The 25,558-nt window shown below is 71.5% G+C and carries 21 protein-coding genes; 11 read left to right on the top strand and 10 right to left on the bottom strand.

All coding sequences use genetic code 11. The annotated features are described in order from the left end of the window. The first annotated feature begins 1 nt into the window (after position 1). Both ACWEOE_RS36750 and ACWEOE_RS36745 read left to right on the top strand, forming a co-directional pair. Positions 2-2,908 (top strand): glycosyl hydrolase 2 galactose-binding domain-containing protein, encoded by a 2,907-nt coding sequence (locus ACWEOE_RS36750; RefSeq protein ID WP_452017522.1) that lies wholly within the window; start codon positions 2-4, stop codon positions 2,906-2,908. Continuing rightward, complete coding sequence (locus tag ACWEOE_RS36745) at positions 2,905-3,786, top strand: ROK family protein (protein ID WP_452017520.1); 882 nt, start codon at positions 2,905-2,907, stop codon at positions 3,784-3,786. Before ACWEOE_RS36750 ends, ACWEOE_RS36745 begins: the two co-directional genes overlap by 4 nt. 213 nt (positions 3,787-3,999) lie before the next feature. Here ACWEOE_RS36745 and ACWEOE_RS36740 read toward each other — a convergent pair whose 3' ends face one another. Next, complete coding sequence (locus ACWEOE_RS36740; protein WP_452017580.1) at positions 4,000-4,995, bottom strand: LacI family DNA-binding transcriptional regulator; 996 nt, start codon at positions 4,993-4,995, stop codon at positions 4,000-4,002. A 134-nt stretch (positions 4,996-5,129) separates the two neighbouring features. Here ACWEOE_RS36740 and ACWEOE_RS36735 point away from each other — a divergent pair, with 134 nt between their 5' ends. Genes ACWEOE_RS36735 through ACWEOE_RS36725 form a run of 3 tightly spaced genes read left to right on the top strand, consistent with a single transcriptional unit; the run spans position 5,130 to position 7,555 of the window. After that, complete coding sequence (locus ACWEOE_RS36735; protein WP_452017578.1) at positions 5,130-5,687, top strand: NADPH-dependent FMN reductase; 558 nt, start codon at positions 5,130-5,132, stop codon at positions 5,685-5,687. 27 nt (positions 5,688-5,714) lie between these two features. After that, positions 5,715-6,713, top strand: a complete 999-nt coding sequence (locus tag ACWEOE_RS36730) for an ATP-binding cassette domain-containing protein (protein ID WP_452017519.1) — start codon at positions 5,715-5,717, stop codon at positions 6,711-6,713. Next, positions 6,710-7,555: an ABC transporter permease gene (locus tag ACWEOE_RS36725; protein WP_452017517.1), complete on the top strand. Its 846-nt coding sequence runs from the start codon at positions 6,710-6,712 to the stop codon at positions 7,553-7,555. The genes ACWEOE_RS36730 and ACWEOE_RS36725 overlap by 4 nt, the downstream gene beginning before the upstream one ends. Positions 7,556-8,036: 481 nt before the next feature. Here the strand turns inward: ACWEOE_RS36725 and ACWEOE_RS36720 are convergent, their stop codons facing one another. Then, a complete protein-coding gene (locus tag ACWEOE_RS36720; protein WP_452017515.1) occupies positions 8,037-11,099 on the bottom strand; it encodes an ATP-binding protein in 3,063 nt (1,020 codons plus the stop codon). A gap of 157 nt (positions 11,100-11,256) precedes the next feature. On the opposite strand from ACWEOE_RS36720, the gene ACWEOE_RS36715 reads away from it, so the two are divergent. Further along, on the top strand, positions 11,257-12,531 hold the full coding sequence (locus ACWEOE_RS36715; RefSeq protein ID WP_452017513.1) for a cytochrome P450: 1,275 nt from the start codon (positions 11,257-11,259) through the stop codon (positions 12,529-12,531). A 48-nt stretch (positions 12,532-12,579) separates the two neighbouring features. On the opposite strand, the gene ACWEOE_RS36710 is transcribed toward ACWEOE_RS36715, so the two are convergent. Next, the gene (locus ACWEOE_RS36710; RefSeq protein WP_452017511.1) at positions 12,580-13,239 is read right to left on the bottom strand and encodes an alpha-ketoglutarate-dependent dioxygenase AlkB; all 660 of its coding nucleotides are present in this window, start codon (positions 13,237-13,239) and stop codon (positions 12,580-12,582) included. A 189-nt stretch (positions 13,240-13,428) separates the two neighbouring features. Here ACWEOE_RS36710 and ACWEOE_RS36705 point away from each other — a divergent pair, with 189 nt between their 5' ends. Next, positions 13,429-14,475 (top strand): alcohol dehydrogenase catalytic domain-containing protein, encoded by a 1,047-nt coding sequence (locus ACWEOE_RS36705; RefSeq protein ID WP_452017509.1) that lies wholly within the window; start codon positions 13,429-13,431, stop codon positions 14,473-14,475. Positions 14,476-14,502: 27 nt separating this feature from the next. Here ACWEOE_RS36705 and ACWEOE_RS36700 read toward each other — a convergent pair whose 3' ends face one another. The 3 genes from ACWEOE_RS36700 to ACWEOE_RS36690 form a co-directional block, all read right to left on the bottom strand. Next, positions 14,503-15,096, bottom strand: coding sequence for a helix-turn-helix domain-containing protein (locus tag ACWEOE_RS36700; RefSeq protein ID WP_452017507.1), 594 nt, complete (start codon positions 15,094-15,096; stop codon positions 14,503-14,505). 218 nt (positions 15,097-15,314) lie between these two features. After that, complete coding sequence (locus tag ACWEOE_RS36695; RefSeq protein WP_452017505.1) at positions 15,315-16,256, bottom strand: RluA family pseudouridine synthase; 942 nt, start codon at positions 16,254-16,256, stop codon at positions 15,315-15,317. A 12-nt stretch (positions 16,257-16,268) separates the two neighbouring features. Further along, positions 16,269-16,697 carry a DUF5313 domain-containing protein gene (locus ACWEOE_RS36690; protein ID WP_452017503.1) on the bottom strand — a complete coding sequence of 143 codons (429 nt, stop codon included), beginning with the start codon at positions 16,695-16,697 and terminating at the stop codon, positions 16,269-16,271. Positions 16,698-16,810: 113 nt separating this feature from the next. Here ACWEOE_RS36690 and ACWEOE_RS36685 point away from each other — a divergent pair, with 113 nt between their 5' ends. Continuing rightward, positions 16,811-17,254: a MarR family winged helix-turn-helix transcriptional regulator gene (locus tag ACWEOE_RS36685; RefSeq protein WP_452017501.1), complete on the top strand. Its 444-nt coding sequence runs from the start codon at positions 16,811-16,813 to the stop codon at positions 17,252-17,254. 11 nt (positions 17,255-17,265) lie between these two features. Here ACWEOE_RS36685 and ACWEOE_RS36680 read toward each other — a convergent pair whose 3' ends face one another. Together ACWEOE_RS36680 and ACWEOE_RS36675 are read right to left on the bottom strand one after the other, a co-directional pair. After that, a complete protein-coding gene (locus ACWEOE_RS36680; protein ID WP_452017499.1) occupies positions 17,266-17,787 on the bottom strand; it encodes a YceI family protein in 522 nt (173 codons plus the stop codon). Beyond that, positions 17,784-18,386: a hypothetical protein gene (locus ACWEOE_RS36675; RefSeq protein ID WP_452017497.1), complete on the bottom strand. Its 603-nt coding sequence runs from the start codon at positions 18,384-18,386 to the stop codon at positions 17,784-17,786. Before ACWEOE_RS36675 ends, ACWEOE_RS36680 begins: the two co-directional genes overlap by 4 nt. Positions 18,387-18,504: 118 nt before the next feature. Between ACWEOE_RS36675 and ACWEOE_RS36670 the strand changes: the two genes are divergently transcribed. Together ACWEOE_RS36670 and ACWEOE_RS36665 are read left to right on the top strand one after the other, a co-directional pair. Beyond that, a complete protein-coding gene (locus ACWEOE_RS36670) occupies positions 18,505-21,261 on the top strand; it encodes an ATP-binding protein (RefSeq protein ID WP_452017495.1) in 2,757 nt (918 codons plus the stop codon). Between the two features lie 216 nt (positions 21,262-21,477). Beyond that, positions 21,478-22,356, top strand: a complete 879-nt coding sequence (locus ACWEOE_RS36665) for a TIGR03854 family LLM class F420-dependent oxidoreductase (protein ID WP_452017576.1) — start codon at positions 21,478-21,480, stop codon at positions 22,354-22,356. Here the strand turns inward: ACWEOE_RS36665 and ACWEOE_RS36660 are convergent. Continuing rightward, complete coding sequence (locus ACWEOE_RS36660) at positions 22,353-23,993, bottom strand: MDR family MFS transporter (RefSeq protein ID WP_452017493.1); 1,641 nt, start codon at positions 23,991-23,993, stop codon at positions 22,353-22,355. The two genes, ACWEOE_RS36665 and ACWEOE_RS36660, sit on opposite strands and share 4 nt — an antisense overlap. Between ACWEOE_RS36660 and ACWEOE_RS36655 the strand changes: the two genes are divergently transcribed. Beyond that, a complete protein-coding gene (locus ACWEOE_RS36655; RefSeq protein ID WP_452017491.1) occupies positions 23,986-25,143 on the top strand; it encodes a DUF1015 family protein in 1,158 nt (385 codons plus the stop codon). The two genes, ACWEOE_RS36660 and ACWEOE_RS36655, sit on opposite strands and share 8 nt — an antisense overlap. Here ACWEOE_RS36655 and ACWEOE_RS36650 read toward each other — a convergent pair. Continuing rightward, the gene (locus ACWEOE_RS36650) at positions 25,136-25,282 is read right to left on the bottom strand and encodes a hypothetical protein (protein ID WP_452017489.1); all 147 of its coding nucleotides are present in this window, start codon (positions 25,280-25,282) and stop codon (positions 25,136-25,138) included. The two genes, ACWEOE_RS36655 and ACWEOE_RS36650, sit on opposite strands and share 8 nt — an antisense overlap. Positions 25,283-25,558: the final 276 nt, after the last annotated feature.

The following is a 25,558-nucleotide window of genomic DNA, read 5'->3' as shown; positions in this document are numbered from 1 at the left end:
CATGAGGAAACCGCTCGTCGCCGGGATCGCGGCGGCCGCCGCGTTGATCCTGGTCCCCGGGGTGGTGAGCGCGTCGGCGTCGGTGCAGGCGCCCGCCTCTCCCCAGTACCACGCCCCGCGTGAGCAGGGGCTGTCCACGATCGGCACCGCGGGCTGGCAGGTGCTCACCACCGCGAGCGTGACGGACGGCGGCGACCGCGTCTCGCAGCCGGGCTACTCGACCAAGGGCTGGCTGCCGGTCAAGGCCGACGACGCGGGCGCGCCCGGCACCGAGATCAACGCGCTGGTGCAGAACGGCAAGTGCCCCGACGTCTTCTACTCCGACAACATGCGCAAGTGCTTCGGGTACGTCGACAAGCTCGGCCCGGTGACCACGAAGCCGTTCTCCGACCCGTGGTGGTACCGCACCGACTTCGACCCCGGTTTCGTCAAGGGCAAGAACGGCAAGCTCACGATCCCGGGCGTCGTCGGCGAGGGTGACGTGTGGGTCAACGGCACGCTGGTCGCGGGCAAGGACGTGGTGAGCGGCGCGTTCGCCGGCCACACCTTCGACGTGACGAAGCTGCTCAAGCCGGGCAAGAACACCCTGGCGATCAAGGTCTACCCCAACGACCCGCTCACCATGTACACGCTCGACCAGGTCGACTGGGGCCAGATCCCGCCGGACAACAACACCGGCATCCAGTACCCGCCCACGCTGCAGCTGTCCGACGCGCTCACCGGCGACAACGCCCACGTGGTGCAGGACAACGCGCCCGACCTGTCCACGTCTTCGCTGACGGTGAAGGTCGACGTGACCAACAACGCCGGCTCGGCGCAGACCGGTGACGTCACGGCCACGGTGACCGCGCCGTCCGGTGCGCCGATCGTGGTGCGCCAGAGCGTGAAGGTCCCGGCGCACACCAAGCAGACGGTGTCGTTCACGCCGGCGAAGTTCGCTGCGCTGAAGATTCGCAAGCCGCAGGTGTGGTGGCCGTACTCGATGGGCGCGCAGCCGTTGTACACATTGGACACCTCGGTGGCCCAGGGCGGCGTGGTGTCCACGTCCTCTTCGGACACCTTCGGCATCCGCACGGTGACCTCCAAGCTCGTCGGCAAGTCGGCTCCGCTGCCGCAGGGCTCGCGGCTGTTCGCTGTCAACGGCAAGGACTTCGTGTTCCGCGGCGGCGGGTTCGCCCCGGACCTGTTCCTGCGCTACGACAAGGCCGACACCGCGCACCAGATCGCGCTGATCAAGAACATGGGCCTCTCCGGCGTGCGGCTCGAGGGGCACGACATGCCGCAGGACTTCTACGACCAGGCCGACCGCGCGGGCCTGCTGGTGATCGGCGGTTTCCTGTGCTGCGACGCCTGGCAGCCCGAGCACGACTCGAAGCTCACCGACCGCGACTACCGGATCATGCACGACTCCGCGTACTCGATCGCGCAGCGCGAACGCAACCACCCGAGCGTGTTCAACTACGGCTGGAGCGACAACGAACCCATCGCGCGTCAGGAATCGGAGACGCTGACGGCGTTCTCCGAAGCCGACTTCCAGGTACCGGTGATCGCGTCGGCAGAGTACAAGAGCACCCCGACGCTCGGCGTCTCCGGTGAGAAGGAAGGTCCGTACGACTGGGTCCCGCCGGCCTACTGGTACGACACGTCGCACTTCGACGCCGACGACCCCAGCCGCACCAACGCCGGTGGTTCGTGGGGCTTCGCGAGTGAGCAGAGCGCCGGGCACACCGTGCCCACCCTCGACTCCATCAAGCGGTTCCTCTCGCCCGAGGAGCAGGCGAAGCTCTGGCAGGATCCGGAGTACAACCAGTACCACGCCAACTTCGAACCCGACCACGGCGGTTACGCGTTCGGCACGCTGTACACCTTGGACAACTCGATCACGCAGCGGTACGGCAAGTGGGACTCGTTGGAGTCCTATGTGGAATCCGCGCAGGTCGCGAACTACGAGAACACCCGATCGCAGTTCGAGGCGTTCATCGCGCACTCGACCGACAAGGACAACCCGTCGACCGGTGTCGTCTACTGGCAGCTGAACAAGGGCTGGCCGACGCTGCTGTGGTCGCTCTACAACGACGACGGCGACCAGCCGGGCGCGTTCTTCGGCGCCAAGAAGGCCAACGCGCCGCTGCACGCGATCTACGGCTACGACAACGGTTCCGTGACCGTGGCCAACCTCGGCGGCGGCACGCAGTCCGGCGTTTCGGTGCAGGCCAAGGTCTACGACACGGCCGGCAAGGTGCTCGACGACCAGACCGCCCGCGGTGTTTCCCTGAGCTCGCAGGGGGTCGTCACCGGGCTGCTCAAGCCGAAGGTGCCCGCGGAGACGAAGGCGCCGGCCAAGGCGCAGGTGTACTTCGTGGAGCTGCAGGTGACGCAGGGTGGAAAGGTCGTGGACCGCAACGTCTACTGGCTCTCCACGCAGAAGGACGTCGTCGACTGGAGCAAGACCCTGGGCGAGCCGCAGGCCACGCTCAGCCAGTACAGCGACATGTCCGCGCTGCGTGACCTGCCGAAGGCGCAGGTCGGGGTGCAGTCGTCGACCAGGCGCGTGGCCGGGCCGGACGGCGCCGACACGGCGACCACGGTGACGGTGACCAACACGTCGAAGACTCCGGCGGTCGGGTTCTTCCTGCGGGCCGACGTCCGCCGGGGCACCACGTCCGGTGGCGTGGCGGCCGGTGACAACCAGCTCGCCGCGGCGACGTGGGACGACAACGACATCACGCTGTGGCCCGGCGAGTCGCAGACGCTGACGGTGACCTACCGGTCGGCCGACCTGCGCGGCGCTCCCGCCGTGATCACGGTCGACGGGTTCAACACCGGCAACGTGGTGGTGCCCGCTTCGCGCGGTCACCACGGCGGTTACGCCGTCCGCCCGCCGGCGACAGAGGGGACTCGCGAGTGATCCTGGGTATCGACTTCGGCGGCACGAAAGTGGCGCTGGGGCTCGCCGACGACGCCGGGACCCTGCTGGCCACCCGCCGGCTGGACACCGACGCCGCGGCGGGGGCGGAACAGGTGGTGACGCGCGCGCTCGCCGGGGCGAAAGCCCTGGTGTCCGACGAGGGCGCGCGCGTCGACTCGGTCGGTGTCGTCAGCCCGGGGATCGTGCTGGAGGACCGGATCCTGCTCGCGCCGAACGTGCCCGGGTGGGAACAGCTGCACCTGCGTTCGCTCGTGGCGGCCGAGTTCGGCGGCGTCCCCATCGCCACCGGCACGGACGCCAAGGCCGCCGCCCTGGCGGAGTGGGAGTTCGGTGCTCTGGCGGGCGCCGACCCCGCGGTGTTCCTGTCGCTGGGCACCGGCATCGCCGCCGCCGTCCTCATCGGCGGGGTGCTGCTGACCGGTGCCAACGGGGCCGCCGGCGAGCTCGGCTACAACCTGCGCTCGCCGCAGGACACCGACGGTTTCGCCGGCGGTTCCGCGCCACTGGAGGAAGCCGTCGGCGGCCGCGGGCTCGGGCGCCGGGCCGAGGAGCTGCTCGGCCACCCGGTGACCGCGGCCGAGTTGTTCGCGTTGGCCCGGGAGAACACGCAGGCGAAGGAACTGGTCACCTCGGCGCTGGACGAGCTGTCCATGCACGTGGCCAACCTGGCCATCGCGTTCGACCCGGCTCGCATCGCGGTGGGCGGCGGGCTGGTCCGCTCGGCCGATGTGCTGCTCCCGGCGCTGCAGGACCGGCTGGCCGCGGCGGTGCCGTTCCCGCCGGAGCTGGTGGCGGCACGGTTCGACCAGGACGCTTCGCTGCTGGGCGCGGTGGCGTTGGCGATTCGGCTGCGTTAGCGGGGCGCTTCCAGCCGCCCGAAGCTGTGCCGGTACCCCCGACCCGGCACAGCTTCGGGTACCCATTTCCGCCACCGCAACGGCGTGCCGAACGGCAGCCCTTGGGGCCAACACACCTGGCGGGTCCTTCGGCGGGCCGGCGTTCCTGGCTTCCCGATCTGTACAACCTGGCCCAGGCTGGGTTGCCTGCTGGTGGACGGGCTACCGCGGTGGTCACCGCCGCACGCGCGTCGACTCCCGGGCGACCAGTTCCGGGGTGAACACCTCTTCCCGGTGCGGTGGCGGGTTCTCGTCGGTCTCCGCCAGCAGCTGCTCCGCCGCCGTGCGGCCGAGGCGGAAGGCGGGCTGGCGCACGGACGTGAGGGGGACCGCGGCGGCGCCGGCGAACTCGATGTCGTCGTAGCCGACGATGGCCATTTCGTCGGGCACGCGGATGCCGGCGCCGACCATGGACTGCAGCACGCCCAGCGCGAGGAGGTCGTTGGCGCAGAAGACGGCCGTCGGGCGGGGGCTCATGCCGAGCAGGCGCGCGCCGGCGTCGCGGCCGGAGGCGACGTCGAGGCCGATGGCTTCGACGACCGACAGCCGTGCGCCCGAGCCGGCGAGGACCGAGCGGACGCCGGCGTCGCGATCGCGGCACTGGGTGAGCAGGGTGGGGCCGTTGACGAAACCGATGTGCCGGTGCCCGGTCTCCAGCAGGTGGCGCGCGGCGAGGGCGCCGCCGGCGACGTCGTCGACCGAGACGGAGCTGGCCTCGTCGGCGGGGACCTTGCGGTCGACGAACACGTACGGGATGCCGCTGCGGCGGAAGGCCTGCATCGCGTCGCCGGTGGTGTCGACGGGGCTGAGCAGCACGCCGCGCACGCGTTGTTCGGCGAACATCGCGAGGTACGACGCCTCGGTCTCCACACGCTGCCCGCTGTTGCACGTGATGATGTTCAGCCCGCGCGCGTGGGCGGCCTCCTCGGCGCCGCGGGCGACGTCGACGAAAAACGGGTTCCCGAGGTCGAGCACGAGCAGCGCCATGATCCGCGAACGCCCCGCGCGAAGCTGGCGCGCGGACTCGTCGCGCACGTACCCGAGCTCCTGGATGACCGACAGCACGCGGTTGCGCGTGGCCGTGGCGACGACGTGGGGTCGATTGACCACATTGGACACCGTGCCGATCGACACGCCCGCGAGCTTCGCGACGTCCTTGATGCCGACCACGGCCCACCCCCTCACCGAAGGTCACCAGCCTAGCACGCGGATGAAACGTTTCAACACCGGGTCGGCAACGCCCGCCAGATCAGATCTGGCGACGGCCCACCGCCATCTGGCGCCTCAAGGGTGTGCAGGAAAATCTGCGGGTGGCCGTGGTCGTCGCCAGCACCAGGGAGGGCCGGGTGGGCGGCGGCGTCGGCCGGTGGTTCGTCGAGCGGGCCGGTGCGCGTGCCGGGCTGCTGCTCGACGTGGTCGACCTCGCCGATTTCGCGATCCCCTCGTGCTACCCGGCTCTCCCGACCCCGGCGATGACGGGGTTCGCGCGGCGGATCGCGCAGGCGGAGGCGTACGTGGTCGTCACGCCCGAGTACAACCGCAGCTTCCCGGCCTCGCTGAAGCAGGCCATCGACTGCGCCTACGACGAGTGGCGCGCGAAGCCCGTCGGTTTCGTCTCCTACGGCTACCGCGCCGCCGGGAGGTACGCGGTGGAGCAGCTGCGCGGGGTGTTCACCGAGCTGCACACGGCGACGTTGCGCGACGCGGTGTGCCTCGATCTGCTGGAGGCCCGGCTCGGCGACGGCGGTTTCCGGCCGGATCCGGACCGTTACGGGTACGCCGTGACCACGTTGCTCGACGAGCTCGTCTGGTGGGGGCTCGCCCTGCGGGAAGGGCGGCGTGCGCGGCCGTATTGCGTGTGAGACCGACTGATTCCTGAAAGGACGGACATGACCAGGACCACCACCGAGCCGGCGATCGAGACCGCCGGGCTTGTGAAGGTGTTCGGGGAGACCCGGGCGGTCGATGGCATCGATCTCGTGGTGCCTGCCGGCACCGTGTACGGCGTCCTCGGTCCCAACGGCGCCGGCAAGACCACCGCCGTGCGGATGCTGGCGACCCTGACCAGACCCGACGGCGGCGAGGCGCGGGTGTTCGGCAAGGACGTGGTGCGGGACGCCGATGCCGTGCGCAGCCGGGTCAGTCTCACCGGGCAGTACGCGTCGGTGGACGAAGACCTCACCGGCACCGAGAACCTCGTGATGCTGGCGCGGTTGCTCGGGCACCGCAAGGCCGCGGCGCGGCCGCGGGCGGCGCAGTTGCTGGAGGCGTTCGGGTTGACGGATGCCGCCGGGCGTCAGGTGAAGAACTACTCCGGCGGGATGCGCCGGCGGCTCGACATCGCGGCCAGCATTCTCAACACGCCGGACCTGCTGTTCCTCGACGAGCCGACCACGGGGCTCGATCCGCGCAGTCGCAACCAGGTGTGGGACATCGTGCGGGCGATCGTCGCGCAGGGGACCACGGTGCTGCTGACGACGCAGTACCTCGACGAGGCCGATCAGCTGGCGTCGCGGATCGCGGTGATCGATCACGGCAAGGTGATCGCGGAGGGGACGAAGGGGGAGCTGAAGGCTTCGGTCGGGGTGGGTGCCGTGCACTTGCGGCTGCGTGATGCCGACCAGCGTCCCGTCGCGGCGGAGGTCCTGGGGCGCACGCTGGACGCGGCGGTGCAGCTCGAGGCCGATCCGGTGGCACTCACGGCTCGGTTGTCCGCGGATGCGCATGTCGGCGCTGCGGATCGGGCTTCGCAGGCGTTGGCGGAGTTGGCGCGGGTCGGGGTTGTCGTCGACACGTTTTCGCTGGGGCAGCCCAGCCTCGACGAGGTGTTCCTGGCGTTGACCGATCGTCCGGCGAATGGTCCGGCGAATCAGGAGGTGGCAGTGTGACGACTGTACGGGAAGCCGATGTTGAGCTCGCGGCGCCGAAGGTGGATGACTTGGCGGCGTTGCTGGTGGCGGTGGAGAGACCGGCGCGGCCCAGTGCGTTGTCCACGTCGATCACGTTCGGCCGGCGGGCTGTGTTGAAGATCAAGCACGTGCCGGAGCAGTTGTTCGACGTCACTGCTTTTCCGATCATGATGACGCTGATGTTCACGTATTTGTTCGGCGGGGCGCTGGCTGGGTCGCCTTCGCAGTACTTGCAGTTCTTCCTGCCGGGGATTCTGGCGTCCAGTGTCGTGATGATCACGATGTACACCGGTCTTGCGGTGAACACTGATATCGAGAAGGGTGTTTTCGACCGGTTCCGCACGTTGCCGATCTGGCGCCCGTCGGCGATGGTGGGGTATTTGCTGGGGGATGCGCTGCGGTACGTGATCGCTTCTGTGGTGATCATGGTTGTCGGGCTGGTGTTGGGGTTCCGGCCGCCTGGTGGGTTCGGGGGTGTGGTGGCTGGGGTCGTACTGCTGCTGGTGTTTTCATTCGGGTTTTCGTGGGTGTGGACGATGTTCGGGTTGTTGCTGAGGTCCGAGAAGTCGGTGATGGGGGTGAGCATGATGGTGATCATGCCGCTGACTTTTCTGTCCAATGTTTATGTCGATCCGGCCACTATGCCGGGGTGGTTGCAGGTGTTTGTGGAGTTCAACCCGATTACGCAACTGGTGAGCGGGGTTCGGTCGATGATGGCCGGGGCTTGGGATTTCGGTGCGATCATGTGGACGTTGATCGCGGCTGGGGCGTTTACGTTGGTTTTTGGGACTTGGACTATGAGGTTGTATAACAGGAAGTGATGGCGAGCACCCCGATTTGTCATCGCGCCGCGTGTTGGAAAAGAATCGGGGGGCCGGCCGGGGGAAGGGTGCGGGGAGAGTTGGTTCGGGGGTGGGTTGTTCTGCCGGGTGGCGGTTCTTGAGGTGGGAAGAGCGGCTTGCAGCCGCTGGAATGGTGGGGTTGGTCGATATGCGGCTCGGTGCGGCTTGTGAGCGCTGGTGATTTGGTGCGTGGGCTGGTTGCGGCGGCTTGAGTTGGGTGTGGGGTTTGTGGGGGAGGGCGGCTCTAGCTGTTGGTGAAGCGGCGGTGTTGGCAGGTGTGTGCAATCCGCCGCAGCCAGTGAACGCCAATGATTTGGTCTGGGCTGGTTGCAGCCGCCGGAGCCGGGAGAGACGTGGGGTGGGAAGCGGGCTCGCAGCCGGATGGTGCGGTGGTGCGTGGGGGAGCGCGACATGCGCCGCCGGCGCACCAGTGGTGTTCGCCGAGCACTCGCTGCTGCCTTCACAGACGCCAGGTGATCGGCGCGGTGGGCTGGTAGCGGCAGCTGGAGCCGGTGGTCACGGTGGTGTGGAGGTGGTCCGCGAGGCTGGGGTGGAGGTCCGTGAGTTTGCGGATCGTGTCGCGGATTCGGGCGGTGACCGCTTTGCGGGCGCGTTCGGATTCGTCGCCCAGGCGGCGGGTGCGGCCGGCCAGGCCGGAGGAGGTGCGGAGTTCCGTGAGGAGCGCGGCGCGTTCCGTGTCGAGGGCGGCGGCGCGGGTGTCGTCGCCGAGGGTGGTGGCGTGGTCGATGGCGGAGTCGAGTTCGGTGAGGCGGTGGCGGTAGGCGGCTTTGGCCGTGTCGTCCAATACCGGGGTGCCGGTGAAGGTGGGGGTGGTTCCCGACTCCGGGGCGAGCAAGTGCACGGCGGGCACGTCGGTGCCGGGGCGGCCGAGGAGGAAATGCAGGTCTCGGAGGCCTTTGGCGTCGGGGACGCGGATTTCGCGGCCGGCGAAGCGGAGGGACCAGACGGCGTCGGTGCGGCGGAATTCGTTGAGGGGTAAGGGTTCCGCGCGTGCGGACTGCACGCGGGCGGCGATGTGGCGCAGGCCGAGTGATTCCGCTTCTCTGGTCACGGTGTCGGACAGCTCCGCTGCGCGAGTGGTGTCGCCGCGGGTTTGCAGGGTGGTGGCGAGGCGGGTGCGGGCTTCGATGGACCACGGGCGGGCGCGCAGGCGGTCGGCGGAGCGGGCGGCGGCGGTGAAAAGCTTCGCGGCGCGGTCGTGGTCACCGAGGGTGGCGGCGAGGAGGCCGGTCCACAGGTCGACGGGGCCGCTCAGGTCGCAGCCGTACAGGGAGACCAGCCATTCGCCGGAGTAGGGCGTGAGTTCGGCGAGCAGGCGTTCGGCGGCGGGGCGATCGGCCAGGACCGCGGCGGCTTGGGCTTGGCAGCGCAGCCAGAGCGGCGTGAACTCACGGGAGAACGGTGCTTCCGCGGCGGCCTCGGCGAGCAGCTCGCGAGTGGCGGAGGCGTCGCCCGCGTGGGCGGCGGCGAGAGCGCGCAGCAGGCCGGGGTGGTCGTGACCGGCGTCGCTCATGCGGGCGGGCAGGTCGGCCAGTTCGGCGAAGCGGCCCTGCAGCAGCAAAGAACTCCAGCGCAGCTGGTCGGCCATGAAGCCGAACTCGCGTTCGCTCAGGCCGACGGGGGCGTCGAGCGCGCGCTGCAGTGCGGCGTCGGAATCGGCGAAGTGGCCGTGGAGGGCGCAGATGATGCTGCGGTCGATCAATGCGGCGAGTTCGGCGCCGCGGAGGCCGCTGTTTTCCGCCAGCGCCTGGAACGCGCGGAACTGCTCCAGGTAGCGCGGGTCGCCTTGCTCGAGGAGGGCGACCCACTTCAGCGAAGACGCGAAGTACTCGTTCTCCCGGTCGCCCGTGCGGCGGGCGACCGCGGCGAGCTCGTCGGTCAAGCGCTCGCGTTCGGCGCCGCTGCCGGGGCCCCAGATCGCGTCGTGGCGAGCCCACAGGGAGAAGGCCAGGGCGTGGTCGTCCTTGTCGTCGCGCGCGAGCATGGCGGCGCGCGCCGTGAGTTCGAGCGTGACGCGGTCGAGTGACAGCTGCTCGGCCGGCGTGCCCGCGCACAGCCGGCGGTGGGCTTCCAGCAGCAGACCGGAGACGAGCTCGTGACGTGCGCCGCCCGGGTCGACACGGGACAGGGTGAGGCCGGCTCGCGCGAGCAGCTCGGCGTCGTCGAGGTCGCGGACGCCTGCGACGGCGCTTTCGAAATGCGCCCACGCCTGGTCCTTGTCGTCGGCGCGCCAGAGCAGGGTGCCCAGCTCCAGCTCGACCACCGCGCGCGTGCGGACCGTGGCGGCTCGTTCCAACGCGTGCCGCAGGTGACCGATCGACTCCTCGATGGCCAGCCGGGCGCTCGCGTCGCGTGCGGCGGCCAGCAGCAGCTCGACCGCGCGGGCAGGGTCGACGAGCGCGCCCGCCAGGTACGCGTGCCGCGCTCGTTCGGCCGGGCCGACGAGGTCGGAGCCGGCGACGGCGGCGTGACGGCGGGCGGCGCCTTCGATGCCGAGGCCGGCGTAGCGCGTTTCGCGGACCAGGTCGTGGGCGAACGCGAAGCGGCCCTCACCGAGTGCCACCACGAGCCGCGCCGCGACGGCCTGAGCCAGCAGGTGGTCGACCTGCGGGACGGGCGCGGCGGCGACCGCGGCGAGCAGGTGCAGGGAGAACTCGCGGCCGAGCACGGCGGCGTCGCTGAGCAGGTCGGCGACCTGGTCCGGCAGCAGGGAAAGCCGCCGCTGCAGCGCGTCGGCGACCCCCGGCGCGACGGCCGACACCGGACTCCCGCTGCGCCAGAGCCGGGCCGTCTGCTCCACGAAAAAGGGGTTGCCGCCGGTGCGCCGGTGCACGTCGGCCGCCAGCTCGGCGCCGGGGTCGGTGCCCGCGGTGCGGCCCATCAGCTCGGCGACCTGCGCGGGGTCGAGGCCCGTGAGCGTGACCGTGGTGGCCTTCGCGACGAGCGGCAGCACCAGCTCGTGCAACGGGTGGCCGGGCGCGTCGACCTCGACGTCGCGGTACGTGCCGATCAGCAGCAGCCGCTCGAACCACGTGTGGCGCGCCGCGAAGTCCAGCAGCCGCAGCGACGCCGGGTCGCCCCAGTGCAGGTCGTCGAGCACCACGACCACGGGACGGGTGTGCGAGAGCGTGATGAGCGCGCTCGTGACGGCGTCGTGCAGCCGGAACGCGTCGCCGGGCTCGGGTGATTCACCGAGCAGCGCCGAGAGCGTCGCGGAGTCGGCGGCCGCCCACTCGTGCGGCTCGGCGGCCCGCCGCAGCGCGCGCACGACCTGCACCCACGGCCAGTACCCGGGCGCGCTGCCCGACTCCCAGCACGTGCCGGCCAGCACGAGCGCCCCGAGCTCCCGCGCCTCGTCGGCCAGCCCCGTGACGAGCGTCGTCTTGCCGATACCCGCCTCGCCGGTGACCAGCACCAGGCCGCCGTGGCTCGCGCTCGCGCGCGCCAGCTCCGCGCGCACCACCGAAGCGGGGTGCTCCCGTCCGATGAGTGCCGCCGCCATGTCCGTTTCCTCCCGTTCTTCAGCCGAGCTTCTCACGAGGCACGGTCCTTCGTCGCGTTCATTCTGGACGGGGGGACCGACAATCCGCGGGTTAACCGCAGGTGACAGCCGTGTCCGCGCGGATCACCCGAACGGCGGGTGGGGTAGTGTCCCCGACATGGGGAGTCTCCGCTCGCGTGTCCTCGCCTGGGCCGGTCGCCGGTACATCGCCCGGCAGCAGAAAAAGGGTTTCGACCTCGAGAAGATGGCGTTCCTGCCCGACTCCGCGCTCGAACCGCTGCGGCGCGTGGGGCTCGACCCCGTGCCGTCGCTGGGGGAGCGCCGGGCCGAGGCGCCGATCAGCAAGCTCGACCTGCCGTTCGGCATGAACGCGTGGCTCGTGACCGGCTACGACGAGGCCAAGGCCGTGCTCGGCAAGGTCTCGGAGTTCAGCAACGACTTCACGAACCTCGTCGGCAACGCGGGGGTGACCGAAGACCAGAACCCGGGCGGCCTGGGCTTCGCCGACCCGCCGGTGCACTCGCGGCTGCGCAAGCTGCTCACGCCGGAGTTCACGATGCGCCGGCTCAACCGCCTCACCCCGCGCATCGACGAGATCGTGGCGGAACAGCTCGATGCGATGGCCGCGGCCGAGGGGCCCGTGGACCTGTGGGAGGCGTTCGCGCTGCCCATTCCGTCGCTCACGATCTGCGAGCTGCTCGGGGTGTCCTATGAGGACCGCGCCGACTTCCAGCGCCTGAGCACCGCCCGCTTCGACCTCTTCGGCGGCGCGGGTGCGTCGCTGGGCGCGATTTCCGAGTCGCTGACCTACCTGCTGGAGATCGTCAAGAAGCAGCGCGCCGAACCCGGCGACGGCCTGCTCGGCATGCTCATCAAGGAACACGGCGACGAGATCGACGACAGGGAACTCGCCGGCCTCGCCGACGGCGTCCTGACGGGCGGCCTCGAAACCACCGCCAGCATGATCGCCCTCGGCGCCCTGGTCCTGCTCCGCGACCCCGCCGCCTTCGACGCCGTCCGCGGCGACGACGACTCCGTGCACCGCTTCGTCGAGGAGCTGCTGCGGTACCTGACGGTGGTGCAGATGGCGTTCCCGCGCTTCGCCAAGGAAGACATGGACATCGCGGGCGTCCACATCAGCGAGGGCGACATCGTGCTGGTCTCGCTGTCCGTCGCCGACCGCGACCCCGCCCTCGGTCCGGACATGGACACCTTCGACCCCCGCCGCGACCCCACCTCCCACCTGGCCTTCGGCTACGGCATCCACCGCTGCATCGGCGCCGAACTCGCCCGCATGGAACTCCGCACGGCCTATCCGGCGCTGGTGAAGCGCTTCCCGGACCTGCGGCTCGCGGTGGAGCCGGATGAGCTGGCTTTCCGGAAGGTGTCGATCGTCTACGGGCTCGACTCACTGCCTGTACTGGTGCGGTGACGGGGATTCGTCGGAATCGCGCCTGAGGTTCCCCGCTCCTGAGCCGGCTCAGCGCACCCCCCTCGGCCGGAACTGGATGCTGATCCGCGGCCCCACCCCCTTTCCGGTCTTGGGAATCGCGTGTTCCCACGTGCGCTGGCAGGAGCCGCCCATCACGATGAGGTCGCCGTGGCCCAGGGGGTAGCGGTGGGACTCGCCGCCGCCGCGGGGGCGCAGGGCGAGGTGGCGCGCGGTGCCCACCGAGAGGATCGCGACCATCGTGTCTTCGGAGCTGCCGCGCCCGATGGTGTCGCCGTGCCAGGCGACGCTGTCGCGGCCGTCGCGGTAGTAGCAGAGGCCGGCGGTGCGGAAGGGCTCGCCGAGTTCGGTCGCGTAGTGCGCGGAGAGCGCATCGCGGGCCGCGGTCAGCAAGGGGTGCGGCAGGGGCTCGCCTTCGCGGTAGAAGGAGAGCAGCCGGGGCACAGCGACGACGCGGTCGTACATCTGGCGCTGCTCCGCGTGCCACGGAACGTCGTCGACCAGGCGCGTGAAAACTTCGTCCGACCCGGACAGCCAGCCCGGCAGCACGTCGATCCACGCGCCGCGGCCCAGGTCGGTACGGCGGATGCCGGCGAGCGAGCCCAGCGCCGGACCATCGAACCCGGACCCATCGAACCCGGACCCGTCGAGCCCGGACCCGAACAGCGATCCCTGTAGTGCGTGACTCATATCCCCACCGTACACCACGTTCGAACACCTGTTCGGCTGAAATGAGGTGATCCCCCCGCCAGGGCGGGCAGGTCGACGTCTTCCGCCACGCCGCCGCGCACCTGCGGCCGGGCGGGCGTCTGATATTGAGACCGGCGCCCGGCGCGATCCGCCGTAGCGTCGAGGGTCGGTCTCACACCGGAGGTGGCGATGAAGGCGTTGGTGTACCACGGGCCCGGGAACAAGGCGTGGGAAGACGTTCCCGACGCGCGGATCCAGGAGGTGACCGACGTCGTGGTCAAGGTCGACACCACCACGATCTGCGGTACCGACCTCCACATCCTCCACGGTGACGTCGCCGCGGTCACGGATGGCCGGATCCTCGGCCACGAAGCCGTCGGCACCGTCACGGCGGTCGGTGACGCCGTGGGCAGTTTCAAGGTCGGCGACCGCGTGCTCGTGCCGGCGGTGACGCGGTGTGGCCGGTGCGACTACTGCCAGCGTGGCATGCCCTCGCACTGCCGCACGGTCGGCGGCGTCGGCTGGATCTTCGGGCACCTCATCGACGGCACGCAGGCCGAGTACGTCCGCGTGCCCTTCGCCGACACCTCGCTCTACCACGTGCCGGCCGAGGTGACCGACGAGCAGGCCATCTTCCTCGCCGACTCCCTGCCCACCGGCTACGAGGTCGGCGTGCTCGCGGGCCAGGTGCGGCCCGGCGACACGGTGGCCGTCGTCGGGGCCGGGGCCGTCGGGCTCGCGGCGATCCTGACCACGGGCCTGTGGGGCGCGTCGAAGGTGATCGCGGTCGACGCCAACAAGTTCCGCCTCGAGAAGGCGCTCGAGTTCGGCGCGACGGACACCGTCGCGGCCGGGCCGGACACCGTTGCGGAGGTCCTCGCGCACACCGACGGACTCGGCGTCGACGTCGCCATCGAAGCCGTCGGCTACCCCGAAACCCTGCAGACCACGGCGGCGCTCGTGCGCCCGGGCGGGCACGTCGCGAACATCGGCGTGCACGGCGTCGGCGTGGAACTTCCCATGCAGGACCTGTGGATCCGCAACATCACGATCACCATGGGTCTCGTCGACACCGTGTCCATCCCGACACTGCTGAAGATGGTGGCGAGCGGCCGCATCCCGGCCGAGAAGATGGGCACGCACACGTTCACGTTCGACCAGCTCGACGAAGCCTACGACGTGTTCGGCAACGCCGCCGACCACCAGGCGCTCAAGGTGATCATCCGGCCGGCCTGACGGACCGAGCGCCGAAACTCCCCACGGTCAGGGAGAATCGGCGGTTTCCCCCGGCTTCGGGTGCGCGGTGACCACCAGCCGGTGCTTGCGCGCACCCGGGGTCGTTTCGTCGTGGTAACGCGAGATGAGCGCGGCCACGACGGTGGTCAGCTCGTCGGTGAACGCGGCCCGTTCGCGCGCCGAGCGGAACGCGATTTCCGTGTCCAGCGCCAAAGTCGGCAGGGGTTTGCCGGCGCGGGCGGCGCGGCGCACGAGGCCGGCGACCTCCCGCACGGTCCGGCCCGCCACCGCGAGCAAGTAGCCCGACGACAGCCGGTCGGGCTGCATCGCCGACGTTCCGGCGTCGCCGAGGGCGGCGGGGGAGACCTGGTAGGACGCGGCCGTCGCGGCGAAGAGGCGTTCGGTGAGCCCGCCCCACCGGCGTTCGCCCGCGGGCTCGATGAGGCCGTGGGATTCCAGGGCGCGCAGGTGGTAGTTCACCTTCTGGCGCGTGAGACCGACGCGCGTGGCGAGCGCGGCCGCCGACGCGGGCTCGGCCAGCGCGGCGAGCAGGCGCGCGCGGACCGGGTCCAGTGCGGCTGCTGCCGCGGCCGGGTCCTCGATCACCTCGACGTCGCGCATGGACCGAGCCAAGCATTGACAAACAAAGCTGTCAAGGGCGATCGCCTTCGCCCGTGCTCGTGCAGTGACCGACCGGGTTCGACGCAGCGGTCTGAACCTGTTCCACCACCGCCGCCCCGAGCAGTACGGAGGTTGGCGAGTGCGAGGAAGGCTGCGCATCCGGTGCTCGCGGGAGTCGGGTGCGGCTCGCGGTGGTGGCACCGGTGGCCACCTCCGGTTCAGCGGGCCGGGTGTGCCGCCCACTCGTCCGGCGAGTCCCACGCGGTGAGGTGCAACGAGCTCGTGAACCGGCGGTGCTCGCCGCTCACCGGGTCGTCGAACTCCACAGCCTTGGCCAACAGCTGCAACGGTTTCGTGAAGTCGTCGAGCGGCTTTTCCCGCAGCGTGGGGTAGAAGTCGTCGCCCAGGATCGGGATGCCGAGGCCGCTGAGGTGCACGCGCAGCTGGTGGGTGCGCCCCGTGGTGGGCAGCAGGCGGTAGCGGCCCAGCTCGCCGCGGTGTTCGAGGAGTTCCACGCGGGTCTCGGCGTTCACCGGGCCCTCGATCTCCTGCGCCGCAAGCACTCCGCGTTCCTTCACGATGTGACTGCGGACCGTGCGGGGCAGCTCCAGCGCCGGGTCGTACGGGGCGACGGCTTCGTACTCTTTCCGGACCTGTCGGTCCCTGAACATCGTCTGGTACTTGCCGCGCACTTCCGGTGTGATCACGAACATCACCAGCCCGGCCGTGACGCGGTCGAGCCGATGCGCGGGTGACAACATCGGCAGGTCCAGATCGCGGCGCAGCCGGACCAGCGCGGTCTCGAGGACGTGCTTGCCGCGCGGGATCGTGGCGAGAAAATGGGGTTTGTCCACCACCAGCAGGTGTTCGTCGCGGTGCACGACGGTGATGTCGAACGGCACCGGCACCTCGTCGGGCAGGTCGCGGTGGAACCAGATGAACGTGCCCGGCTCGAACACCGCGTCGACGCCGAGGGGACCCTCGAGACCGAAGATGCGCTCGTCGCGCAACATCTGCTCGATCCGGGCCGGCTCCAGCCGCGGCAGCCGCTCCACGAGGTGCTCCAGCAATGTGCCCCACGGCCCGTCGTCGGGCATCCTCAGCCGCGCCGGGTCGAGCCCGTGGCGGGGCGGCAGCGGGCCGCGGAGCTTGCGTCTCATGGAAACGCCAGTCTAGTCGTGGCCCCTCGCGCCGCCGCCCGGCGTCGTCTCCTCACCCGTGTTCTGCCGGTAGATCGCGATGTAGCGGGCCTTCGCCTCGGCATCGGCCGCTTCGGCGGCCTCGCGGCGCAGGCGCTTTCCGGTGCCCGGCGGGAAGCCGTTGCGCGTGAGCCGGTGCTCGATGCTCTCCTCCATGTACACCGACGAGTAGAAGTACGCCACGAGCGCCGCCATCAGCACGATCGCGAGCCGCAACGCCAGCGGGCCCGGCAGCAGCAGCCACACCAGGCACAGCGGGATGAGGCCCACGGAGCTGCGGATCACGTGCCGCGCTTTCCAGTGCTTCGACGTCGTGTCGAACAGGATCCAGTCGCGGTGGCGATCGGGCAGGCGCCCACCCACCGCGTACCAGAACCAGCGGAACACTCCTGGACGGTCCATCACGCCTCCTTGTCGGCTGCGCTTCAGAGTACACTAATCATTAGTGTGCTAATCAATGACGTATCCGAGGCCACACCCCCACGTGAAAGTGGCTCGGACCAGGAGGAGGACGCGTGGCAGAGATCGATCTGGGCGAGGACCCGTTGAAGCTCGACCGCCAGGTGTGCTTCGCGCTGTCGGTCGCTTCGCGCAGCGTCATCGCGATCTACCGGCCCCTGCTGGAGCCGTACGGGCTCACCCACCCGCAATACCTCGTGATGCTCGCGCTGTGGGAAAAAGCCCCGAGGTCGGTGAAGGACCTCGGGGCCGCGTTGCGCCACGAGCCCGCCACGCTCTCGCCCCTGCTGAAACGGCTCGAAGCGATCGGGTACGTCACCCGCGGCCGCAACGCCACCGACGAGCGCCAGCTCACGGTCGAGCTCACCGAGAAGGGTCGCGAGCTGCGGGCCGAGGCCGAGAAGATCCCGTACCGCGTGGTCGAGACGCTCGGCATGGAGGTCTCCGAGCTGGAGGCCCTCCATGCCGCACTGGGCCGCGTCATCGAGGCGACCGGCTGAGCGAGGATCGCTCAGCGCGGCGCCACGAGCACCGCGTCGATGGCGATCTCGAGGTAACGCCCGACCAGCGCCCGCGGCGCGGACATCCCGAGCGGAGCCCGGTCCAGCGCCGCGTGCGCCTGAACCCGGACCGAGCCGCGGCCGGTGTCGGCGGGCCGTTCGACGGTGAGCGTGAGCGGGCAGGACCGGCCGCGCAGGCTCAGGAACCCGTGTGCCGCCCAGCCGTCCGGGACCGGGTGGATGTCGCCGGAGGCGAAGGTCATCGTCGGGTGCTCGGCGCAGTCGAACCAGGCGGCACCGCGCAGGTCGCGGTCGCGGCGGCGGATGCCGGTGTCGATCGCGGTGAGGTCGAGTTCCGCCCGCACCGCGCTGGGTGTGCCGGCGGTGTTCACCTCCACCGTCGCCGAGCGGACGGGGATCTTGCCGTGGACGAGGTGGAAACCGAGCTTGCGCACGGTGAACGCGGCCGAGGTCTGTCCGGTGTGGACGGTCCAGGTGCCGGGACGCAGGCGGGTGGTGGTGGGCGTGCTCATCGGGTACCTCCGGTGGTGGTGGTTGCGGGCAGGACTTCGTGGACGACGCGGTGCAGGTCGATCCGGTCGGGACCGGTGAGCAGCGCCGGGTCCTCGCCCGGCAGCAGCTCGGTGCGCTGCACCGCCTTCTGGACGGCTTCGATCGCTTCGACGGACTCGGCGAACCCGAGCACGAGCCCCGCGCCGTCTTCGGCGCGCAGCACGAACACAGCGCCGATTCCGGGTACCTGCCGGGCAGCGGGCCAGACGCGTTCGCGGCCCGCGAAGTCCTCGGCGCGGACCCGAGCCGCGTCGCGCGGCCCGTCGAAGCGGGTGGCCTGCGCGTAGCGGGGTGCGCCGGGCGCGGACTCGGCCGAGACGACCTCGTAGACGTCGGTGTCGAGCCACGTGGTGCCGGGCACCGTGTGCGTGGCGGCTTCGGCCGCCGTGGCGGCGTCGGGCCAGAACGCGACGGCCGCGCCGAGCACGCCGGCGACCTGGCCGAGCACGCACGCACCGAGGGGCGCCGGCCCGGGGTGCAGTGCGGCGGTGAGGGCCCGGCCCCAGTCGCCGTTCTCGGCGGCGGTTTCGCGCCTGAACTGGTGGACGGTGGCGTACATGGTGCTCCTTCGGCCGAGGGTGGAAGCGGGACGAGGACCACCTTCGGCCGAGCGGGCGGATCGGACATCAGTGCCAGTACGCAGACGCACCACTTAAACCGGGCGCATACTTCTCCGCGTGACAGGTTCCGCGCCGCTCGTCGGCCGGGCGGGGGTGCTCGCCGACCTGCGCGGCCGGTTCGCGGCCGGCGCGGCGGGCCGGGGTGCGCTGGTGCTGCTCGGCGGGCCGGCCGGGATCGGCAAGACCACCCTCGCCGAGTCCGCGACCGCGGACCTGGCCACGGTGTGGGGCCGCTGCGTGGACGACCCGGGCGCACCCCCGCTGTGGCCGTGGCGCCGGGTCCTGGCGGCTCTGCCCACGGCCGGCGCCGAGGTCGGCCGTGTCCTCGCCGACCTCGCCGACCTCTCCGACCTGGAAGGACGCGCCGGTACCGACCTCGTCGCGGCCCGCTTCCGGCTCGTCGCCACGGCCGCCGACGCCCTCGTTGCGGCGGCCGAGCCCAGTGGTCTCGTGGTGGTGCTGGAGGACCTGCACTGGGCCGATGAAGCGTCGCTCCGGTTCCTGCGCCACCTCGTCGGCGAGCTGCGCCGGTCCCGGCTCGTGGTGCTCGCGACGTACCGCGACACCGGCCCCGCGCTCGACGAAACGCTGCCCCGGCTGCTCGGGCACCCCGCCACGCACGCCGTGACGGTGGGGCCGCTGGCCGAGCCCGACGTGCGCAGGTACCTCACCGAAGTGGCCGGCGGGGCCGTCGGCGACGACGCGGTACGCGACGCCTTGCGCCGCTCCGGGGGCAACCCCCTGTACCTGCGGGCGGTGGCGCGGTCGGCCGGGTCCGGCGGTGGCGAGGCCGAGCTGCGCCACCTGGTGCGGACGTCGGTGGCCGGGCTCGCGCCCGAGGCCCGCGAGCTGGTCGCGGTGGCGGCGGTGCTGGGGGAGGAGGTGGACGCTTCTGTGGTCGCCGACGTTGCGGGCCGGCCGGTCGCCGAGGTCGTGCCACTGCTGGACGAGGTCGTGCGCGCCGGTGTGCTCGTGCCCGTCGCGGCCGGGCGCCGCCGGTTCGCCCACGCCGTGGTGCGCGACGGCGTGTACGACGACCTCGACCAGGGCGTCCGCGAAGCCCTGCACGCCCAGGCCGCGCTCGCGCTGACGCCGCGGGCCGAGGCCGACCCGGCCGCCGCCGGGGTGGTCGCGGGCCATTGGCTGCGCTCGGCCGCCGACCCGGAAGCCCTGGAGCGCGCCGCCGGCTGGGCCGTGGTCGCCGCGCGGGAGGCCACCCGCTCGCTGGCTTTCACCGAGGCGGCGCGGTTCCTGACCTTCGCCGTCGACGCCCGGCGGCGGGCCGGGCGCGCCGACGGGCTGGCCGAGCTGCTCGTGGACCTGGCCGTGGCGGAGTACCGCTCGGGCCGCTTCGGGCCCGCGCTCGACCACGCGGAGCAGGCGGCCGAACGCGCGCGCTCCCCGGAGACGCTCGCCGCCGCCGCGCTCGTCGTGCAGGATCTGGCCGGCCCGGAGTTGTTGCCACGGCTGGGGAAACTGGCGACGGACGCGCTCGCCGCGGAAGTCGGCGACGTCCTGCGCGCGCGGCTGCTCGCGCAGGCCGCGTCGGTGGCCGCCGACGCCGCGAACCCGGCCGAAGCGCGTGAGCTCGCCGACGAAGCCCTGGCGCTGGCCGAAGAAACGGGGGACGAGACGGCGCTGCTCGACGCCGTGCGGGCGCGGTTCAAGGTCATGCCGATCGAGCTGCCGCTGGAGGCCCGGCTGCGGTTCGGCTCGCTGGCCGTGCGCTTCGGCGAGCGGCGGCCGCTTTCCGCTCTGTGGGGCCACAAGTGGCGCATCGACGCCGCGCTCGAGACCGGGGCGATGGCCGTGGTCGACCGGGAGCTCGCGGCCGTGACCGCGCTCGCCGCGACCACCCGGCTGCCGCTGGTGCACTGGCACGACCTGCGCCTGCGGACGTCGCTGCTCGCGTTTCGCGGCGGGTTCGCCGAGGCGCGTGAGCTCAACCGGCAGGCGACCGCGCTGGCGTTGCGGGAGCTGGCCGACGACCGGTCGGCCCGCGGCATGTCCTCGGCGTTCAGCTTGCAACTCGCGCTGGTGACCGGCGACGCGGAGGAGATCGACGAGACCTTCGACGCGCAGCTCGCGACCGTGGCCAACCTGCCCATCGCCGCGGTGTCCCGGCCGCTCGTGCACCTCGTGCGTGGTGAACACGACGCCGCTCTGATGCGCTACGAGCAGGCCCGCAACCGCGTGCGGCACGACGAGGGCGCGTTGCGGGCGGGCGGGGTCGTCCAGAACCTGGTGACGCTCGTCGAGGCGTTCGGCGACCGCGAAACCGCGCGCTGGCTCGAACCGGCGCTGCTGGCGGACTCGGCGATCGTGTCGACCGGCGCGGGCATCATCTGCGGTGACTGCGGCACGAGCTGGCTGGCCCGCCTGGCCACGGTGCTGGGCCGGCACGAGGAAGCCGCGCGGCTGTTCGAAACCACACTCGCCACTAACGTCCGGGTGGGCGCGCGGCCGTTCGTGGTCGCCAACCGGCTGCGGCTGGCTGAGGTCCTCTCCTCGCTCGGGGACACGGCCCGCGCGCGGTCGCTCGCGCGCCAGGCCCGCGACGAGGCCCGCCGCCTGGTGATGCCCGGCGCCGTCCGCAACGCCGAGGACCTGCTCGGCCGCCTGACGACGGCCGGGCCGCTGACCCCGCGGGAACGCGAGATCGCCGCTCTCGTCGCCGACGGTCTCGCGAACCGGGCGATCGCCGAGCGGCTCGTGGTCTCGGAACGCACCGTGGAGAGCCACGTCCGCAGCGTCCTGGCCAAGCTGGGCCTGACCAACCGCACGGAGATCGCCGCGTGGTGGGTAAGCCACTGACCGGGCAACGCGCACAAACGTTCGTGTACGGCTCTTGTACGACCCTCTTCCACGATGGGCGCGCGCGGTTTCCGGCCGGCGTGGACACCGGCCGCCGCGAGCAGAAGGCCTCTTTCCGGCCCCCATCCGGGAGGGGGCCTTCGTCTTGCGCGGGCATACCGAGCGGGCTCTCGCACGTTGCTCACGAGGACGACTGCGGAAGGAGTACGGGTGGACGTGAAAATCCGGGTGGGGGTGGCGCCGGCGCCGGGAACCGGGCCCACGGAGTTCGCGGGGCTGGCGCAGACGCTGGAGGCGGCCGGAATCGACTCGCTGTGGCTTTCGGAGCTGGTCTACGCACCGGAGGTCGACCCGCTGGTCGGCATGGCGCACGCACTCGCGCGCACCGAGAAGCTCAAGGTGGGCACCGGCGTCGCGATCCTGCCCGGCCGGCATCCCGTGCTCGTCGCGAAGCAGCTGGTGACGCTCGCCGGGCTGGCGCCGAAGCGGGTGCTGCCGGTGTTCGGGCTGCGCCCGGCCAACGCCGCCGAACACGCGTTGTTCCCGGTGCCCGGCCCGCGCGCCGCCGTGTTCGACGAGGCCCTCACCCTGCTGCGCCTCCTGCTGGAACAGGACGACGTGCACTTCGCGGGAGAGTACTTCCAGGTCGACGGCGTGACCGTCGGGCCGCGCCCGGCCAAACGCCTCGACGTGTGGCTGGGCGGCAGCGCACCCGCCGCGCTGCGCCGCGCCGGGCGCCTGTCCGACGGCTGGCTCGGCAGCTTCCACTCACCGGCCCAGGCGCGCGCCGCCCGCGTCGCCATCCAGGCCGCGGCGGCCGAGGCCGGCCGCGAGATCGAGCCCGACCACTTCGGCCTCAGCCTGCTCGTGGCGTCGGAAGGAATGCCGGACCGGATGCTCGCCGTCGCCGCGAAGCGCCGCCCGGACACCCCGGTGACCGACCTCGTCGCCACCAGCTGGGCGGAGGCCCGGCGTCTGGTGGAGCAGCACATCGAGGCGGGGCTGTCGAAGTTCGTGATCCGGCCGGGGCATTCGGGGGATTACCAGCGGTTCCTCGACGGGTTGCACCGGGAGCTGCTGCCGTTGCAGAACTAGAACTCGAGCTGCTCGGTCTTCCGCGGCATCAGCGCCAGCGCCACGACCGCCAGCACACCCACGGCCGCGATCGCCACGAACACGTTGTGCGTGGCGCCGGTCAACGACTCCCGCACGTACGCGGCGGCCGGCGAGTGGTCGGTCTGGCCGAGCACCAGGCTGGTGGCGTCGGCGCTGTCGGGGAGGTGGCCGGCGACGTCGGCGGGCGGGTGGGCGAAGCGGTCGGCGAGCGTCGAGTTGGCGATGGCGCCGAAGACGGCGGCGCCGACCGCGCTGCCGAGCGAGCGGCCGAACATGTTCGTGGCCGTGACGACACCGCGGCGGTCCCAGCCGACGCTCGACTGTACGGCCACGATTGTGGGGCTCGACGCCAGGCCGAGGCCCACGCCGACCACGAACGCGGCGCCGGCGACGGCCCAGAGCGACGTGCCTTCGCCGAGCAGAGTGGTGAGCAGGCCGCCGACGATGATCAGGCCGGCGCCGATGAACGCGGTGTCGCGGAAGCCGATCCGCATGTAGAGCCGCCCGGACTGCGACGCGGCGATCGGCCAGCCGACGGTGAGCGCGGCCAGCGCGATGCCGGCCGTGAGCGCGTCCTTGCCGAGCACGCCCTGAGCGTACGTCGGCAGGAAGGAGCTGAGGCCCAGCAGGGTCGCGCCGACCACGAGGGCCACGAGCGTGCCGCCGATGAGGGTGCGCCGCGTGAACACCCACAGCGGCAGCACGGGCTCGGCCGCGCGGCGCTCGACCAGGACGAACCCGACCAGGGCCACCATGGAGCCGGCGAAGACGAGGATGCTCGGCACCGAAGCCCACCCCCACGCGACGCCGCCCTCGAGCAGGGCCAGGATCAGCAGCGTGCAGCCGGTGATGAGCAGCCCGGCGCCCGCGTAGTCGATGCGGTGGTGCTTGCGCTCGACGCGCTCGTGGAACTTCCGGTGCAGCATCCAGGCCGCGATCGCGCCCAGCGGCAGGTTCACGAAGAAGATCCAGCGCCAGCTGAGGAACTCGGAGAACACCCCGCCGAGCGCCGGTCCGAGCACCGACGCGACGGCCCACACGCCGGCCACGTACCCCTGCACGCGGGCCCGCTCCTCGACGGTGTACAGGTCCCCGACCATCGTCATGCTGATCGGCTGCACCGCCCCGGCGCCCACGCCTTGCAGGGCGCGCGCCGCGATGAGCACCGGCATGCTCCAGGCCGCGCCGCACAGCACCGAGCCGAGCAGGAACGTCGCGATCCCGAAGAACATCACCGGGCGGCGGCCGAGGACGTCGGCGAACTTGCCGTACAACGGCACGGTGACCGCCTGCGTGAGCAGGTAGACCGAGAACAGCCACGGGAACTGCGAGAACCCGCCCAGATCACCCACCACCGACGGCACGGCCGTGGCGATGATCGTGCTGTCGAGCGCGACCAGCCCGGTGCTCAGCATCACCGCCGCCAGCACCGGTCCTCGCTCCGACCGCAGGCCGACGGCCGTTTTCGCGGTTGCCGGCGTCTTCGCGGCGGAGGTATTCATCGCCTCGCTTCTCCCTCGGGTCCTGTGGACAACTGTTTCGCAACAGCAAGCATTCCACGGACGAGTGACCCGGGAACAGACTTCACCCGACCGCCATGATGAGGGGATGGACACGTGGGTGCGGCCGATCCGCCGCGGATGGGTGGTGCGCGGCGAGGTGCCGGGCCCCGACGTCGACGAGTTCGCCGAGCCCGACGCCGTGGTCGCGGCCCTCGCCGCGCCCGACGCGGCGGGCGACACGCTGCTGGCCGTGCAGCACCCGGCGCGCACGCCGGCGGCCCTGGCGCGCGGTCTCGACCTGGCCGCTGCGCTCCCGTCCGCGCGGGCCGCGCTGGCCCGCATCCGCGCGCGGCACTACCGGTCGATGGCGGGCTTCGTGGCGCCCTACCGCATCTCCGGGCCCGACGGCGTCGTGGTCGGAGTGCTCTGCCTGGTCGACGTCCGCGAGCTGACCGCGGGCGGCTCGCACGTGCGGCACACGGAGGACGTGTACCCGCACGTGGTGGCCGAGCGCGCCGCCGTGCTGACCGGCCTGGGGACCGCCACGAGCGCCGCGCTGCTCATCCCGTCGTCCAGCGGCGCGGCCTTCACCACGACGGTCGAGGCGGCCTGCGCCGGCCTGGGGCTGCCGGACGTGTCCACTGTGGATCATTCGGGCCGGTGGCACGAGCTGTGGGTGGTGCCCTCGGGCACGGTGCAGGAACGGCTGCTGGCGGCCGCGGCGTCGGCGGACCTCCTGGTGGCGGACGGCAACCACCGGGTGGCGGCCGCCGCGCAGACCGGGTCCTTGCTGGCACTGGTGACGGGCGGGCCGTCGTTGCGGATCGGCGCGATCCACCGGGTGCTGACGGGCACGGGGCGGACTTCGGCCGAGCTGGCCGCCGCTTGGCGTGGCGCCGGCCTCGACGTCACGGAGACCGCCGACGGCACACCACCCGAACGCCCGGGTTCGGTGGTGGTGCTGGCGCGCCCGTCGTACCTGCGCGTGGTGCTGCCGCCGGCGGACGAGCTGACGATCGACCACGAGGTCGTCGAGCAGCTGCTGTTCGCCTCGGCGCTGGGCCTGGACCTCGACGGCCCCCACGTGCAGCCCCTCCCGGCGGGCCGCCCGGCCCCGCCCGACGCCGACGCCGTGGTGCAACTGGCGCCGGTCGAGTTCTCGACGGTCCTGAAGGTCCACGCGGCCGGCCTGCGCATGCCCCGGAAGGCGACGTACTTCACGCCGAAGCCGCGGGGTGGGTTGGTGCTGGCGGAGATCACGTGAGCGCTGAGGCGCCGCGGTCGACGTCGAAGTCGATGTACCCGCGAGCGACGTCGGTGATCATCGTGAACCCGAGGTGTGGTGACTCGCCGGTGGCCGGGGTGCTCGAGACTCGTCGAGCCGGCGGCGACCACTCGGTCATCGGTGCGTGCGATCTTGTGGCGCTGTCCTGCGGACGTGCCCTTGCGGCTCACCGACGGCCGAGTTGTCACCACTCGTCGGGTTTTGGACAACTACGGCGCTCGGGTTGGTTCGAGCGTTTTTTGTGGCTCTTGTGTCGTGTCCGTGGGTTAGCGGCCGGGGAGTGGGGGTCGGTGGCCGCTGAGGGCGAGCATGGCGAGGGCGATGAGGGCGTGGGGGTGGTGGAAGCCGAAGGCGATCCTGGTGATGAGTCTGATTTTGGTGTTGACCGATTCGA

This window comes from Amycolatopsis sp. NPDC004368 (genome assembly GCF_053602515.1).
The sequence above is the reverse complement of the archived record's forward strand: the minus strand, read 5'-3'. Positions and strand labels throughout refer to the sequence as shown.

Bases quoted from the DNA above. Each gene is read 5' to 3' on its own strand.
- ACWEOE_RS36680 (WP_452017499.1), bottom strand. From the start codon at position 17,787: ATGAGCACGCCCACCACCACCCGCCTGCGTCCCGGCACCTGGACCGTC.
- ACWEOE_RS36705 (WP_452017509.1), top strand. From the start codon at position 13,429: ATGAAGGCGTTGGTGTACCACGGGCCCGGGAACAAGGCGTGGGAAGAC.
- ACWEOE_RS36690 (WP_452017503.1), bottom strand. From the start codon at position 16,697: ATGGACCGTCCAGGAGTGTTCCGCTGGTTCTGGTACGCGGTGGGTGGG.
- ACWEOE_RS36650 (WP_452017489.1), bottom strand. From the start codon at position 25,282: ATGACCGAGTGGTCGCCGCCGGCTCGACGAGTCTCGAGCACCCCGGCC.
- ACWEOE_RS36730 (WP_452017519.1), top strand. From the start codon at position 5,715: ATGACCAGGACCACCACCGAGCCGGCGATCGAGACCGCCGGGCTTGTG.
- ACWEOE_RS36675 (WP_452017497.1), bottom strand. From the start codon at position 18,386: ATGTACGCCACCGTCCACCAGTTCAGGCGCGAAACCGCCGCCGAGAAC.
- ACWEOE_RS36750 (WP_452017522.1), top strand. From the start codon at position 2: ATGAGGAAACCGCTCGTCGCCGGGATCGCGGCGGCCGCCGCGTTGATC.
- ACWEOE_RS36710 (WP_452017511.1), bottom strand. From the start codon at position 13,239: ATGAGTCACGCACTACAGGGATCGCTGTTCGGGTCCGGGCTCGACGGG.
- ACWEOE_RS36700 (WP_452017507.1), bottom strand. From the start codon at position 15,096: ATGCGCGACGTCGAGGTGATCGAGGACCCGGCCGCGGCAGCAGCCGCA.
- ACWEOE_RS36695 (WP_452017505.1), bottom strand. From the start codon at position 16,256: ATGAGACGCAAGCTCCGCGGCCCGCTGCCGCCCCGCCACGGGCTCGAC.
- ACWEOE_RS36715 (WP_452017513.1), top strand. From the start codon at position 11,257: ATGGGGAGTCTCCGCTCGCGTGTCCTCGCCTGGGCCGGTCGCCGGTAC.
- ACWEOE_RS36720 (WP_452017515.1), bottom strand. From the start codon at position 11,099: ATGGCGGCGGCACTCATCGGACGGGAGCACCCCGCTTCGGTGGTGCGC.
- ACWEOE_RS36655 (WP_452017491.1), top strand. From the start codon at position 23,986: ATGGACACGTGGGTGCGGCCGATCCGCCGCGGATGGGTGGTGCGCGGC.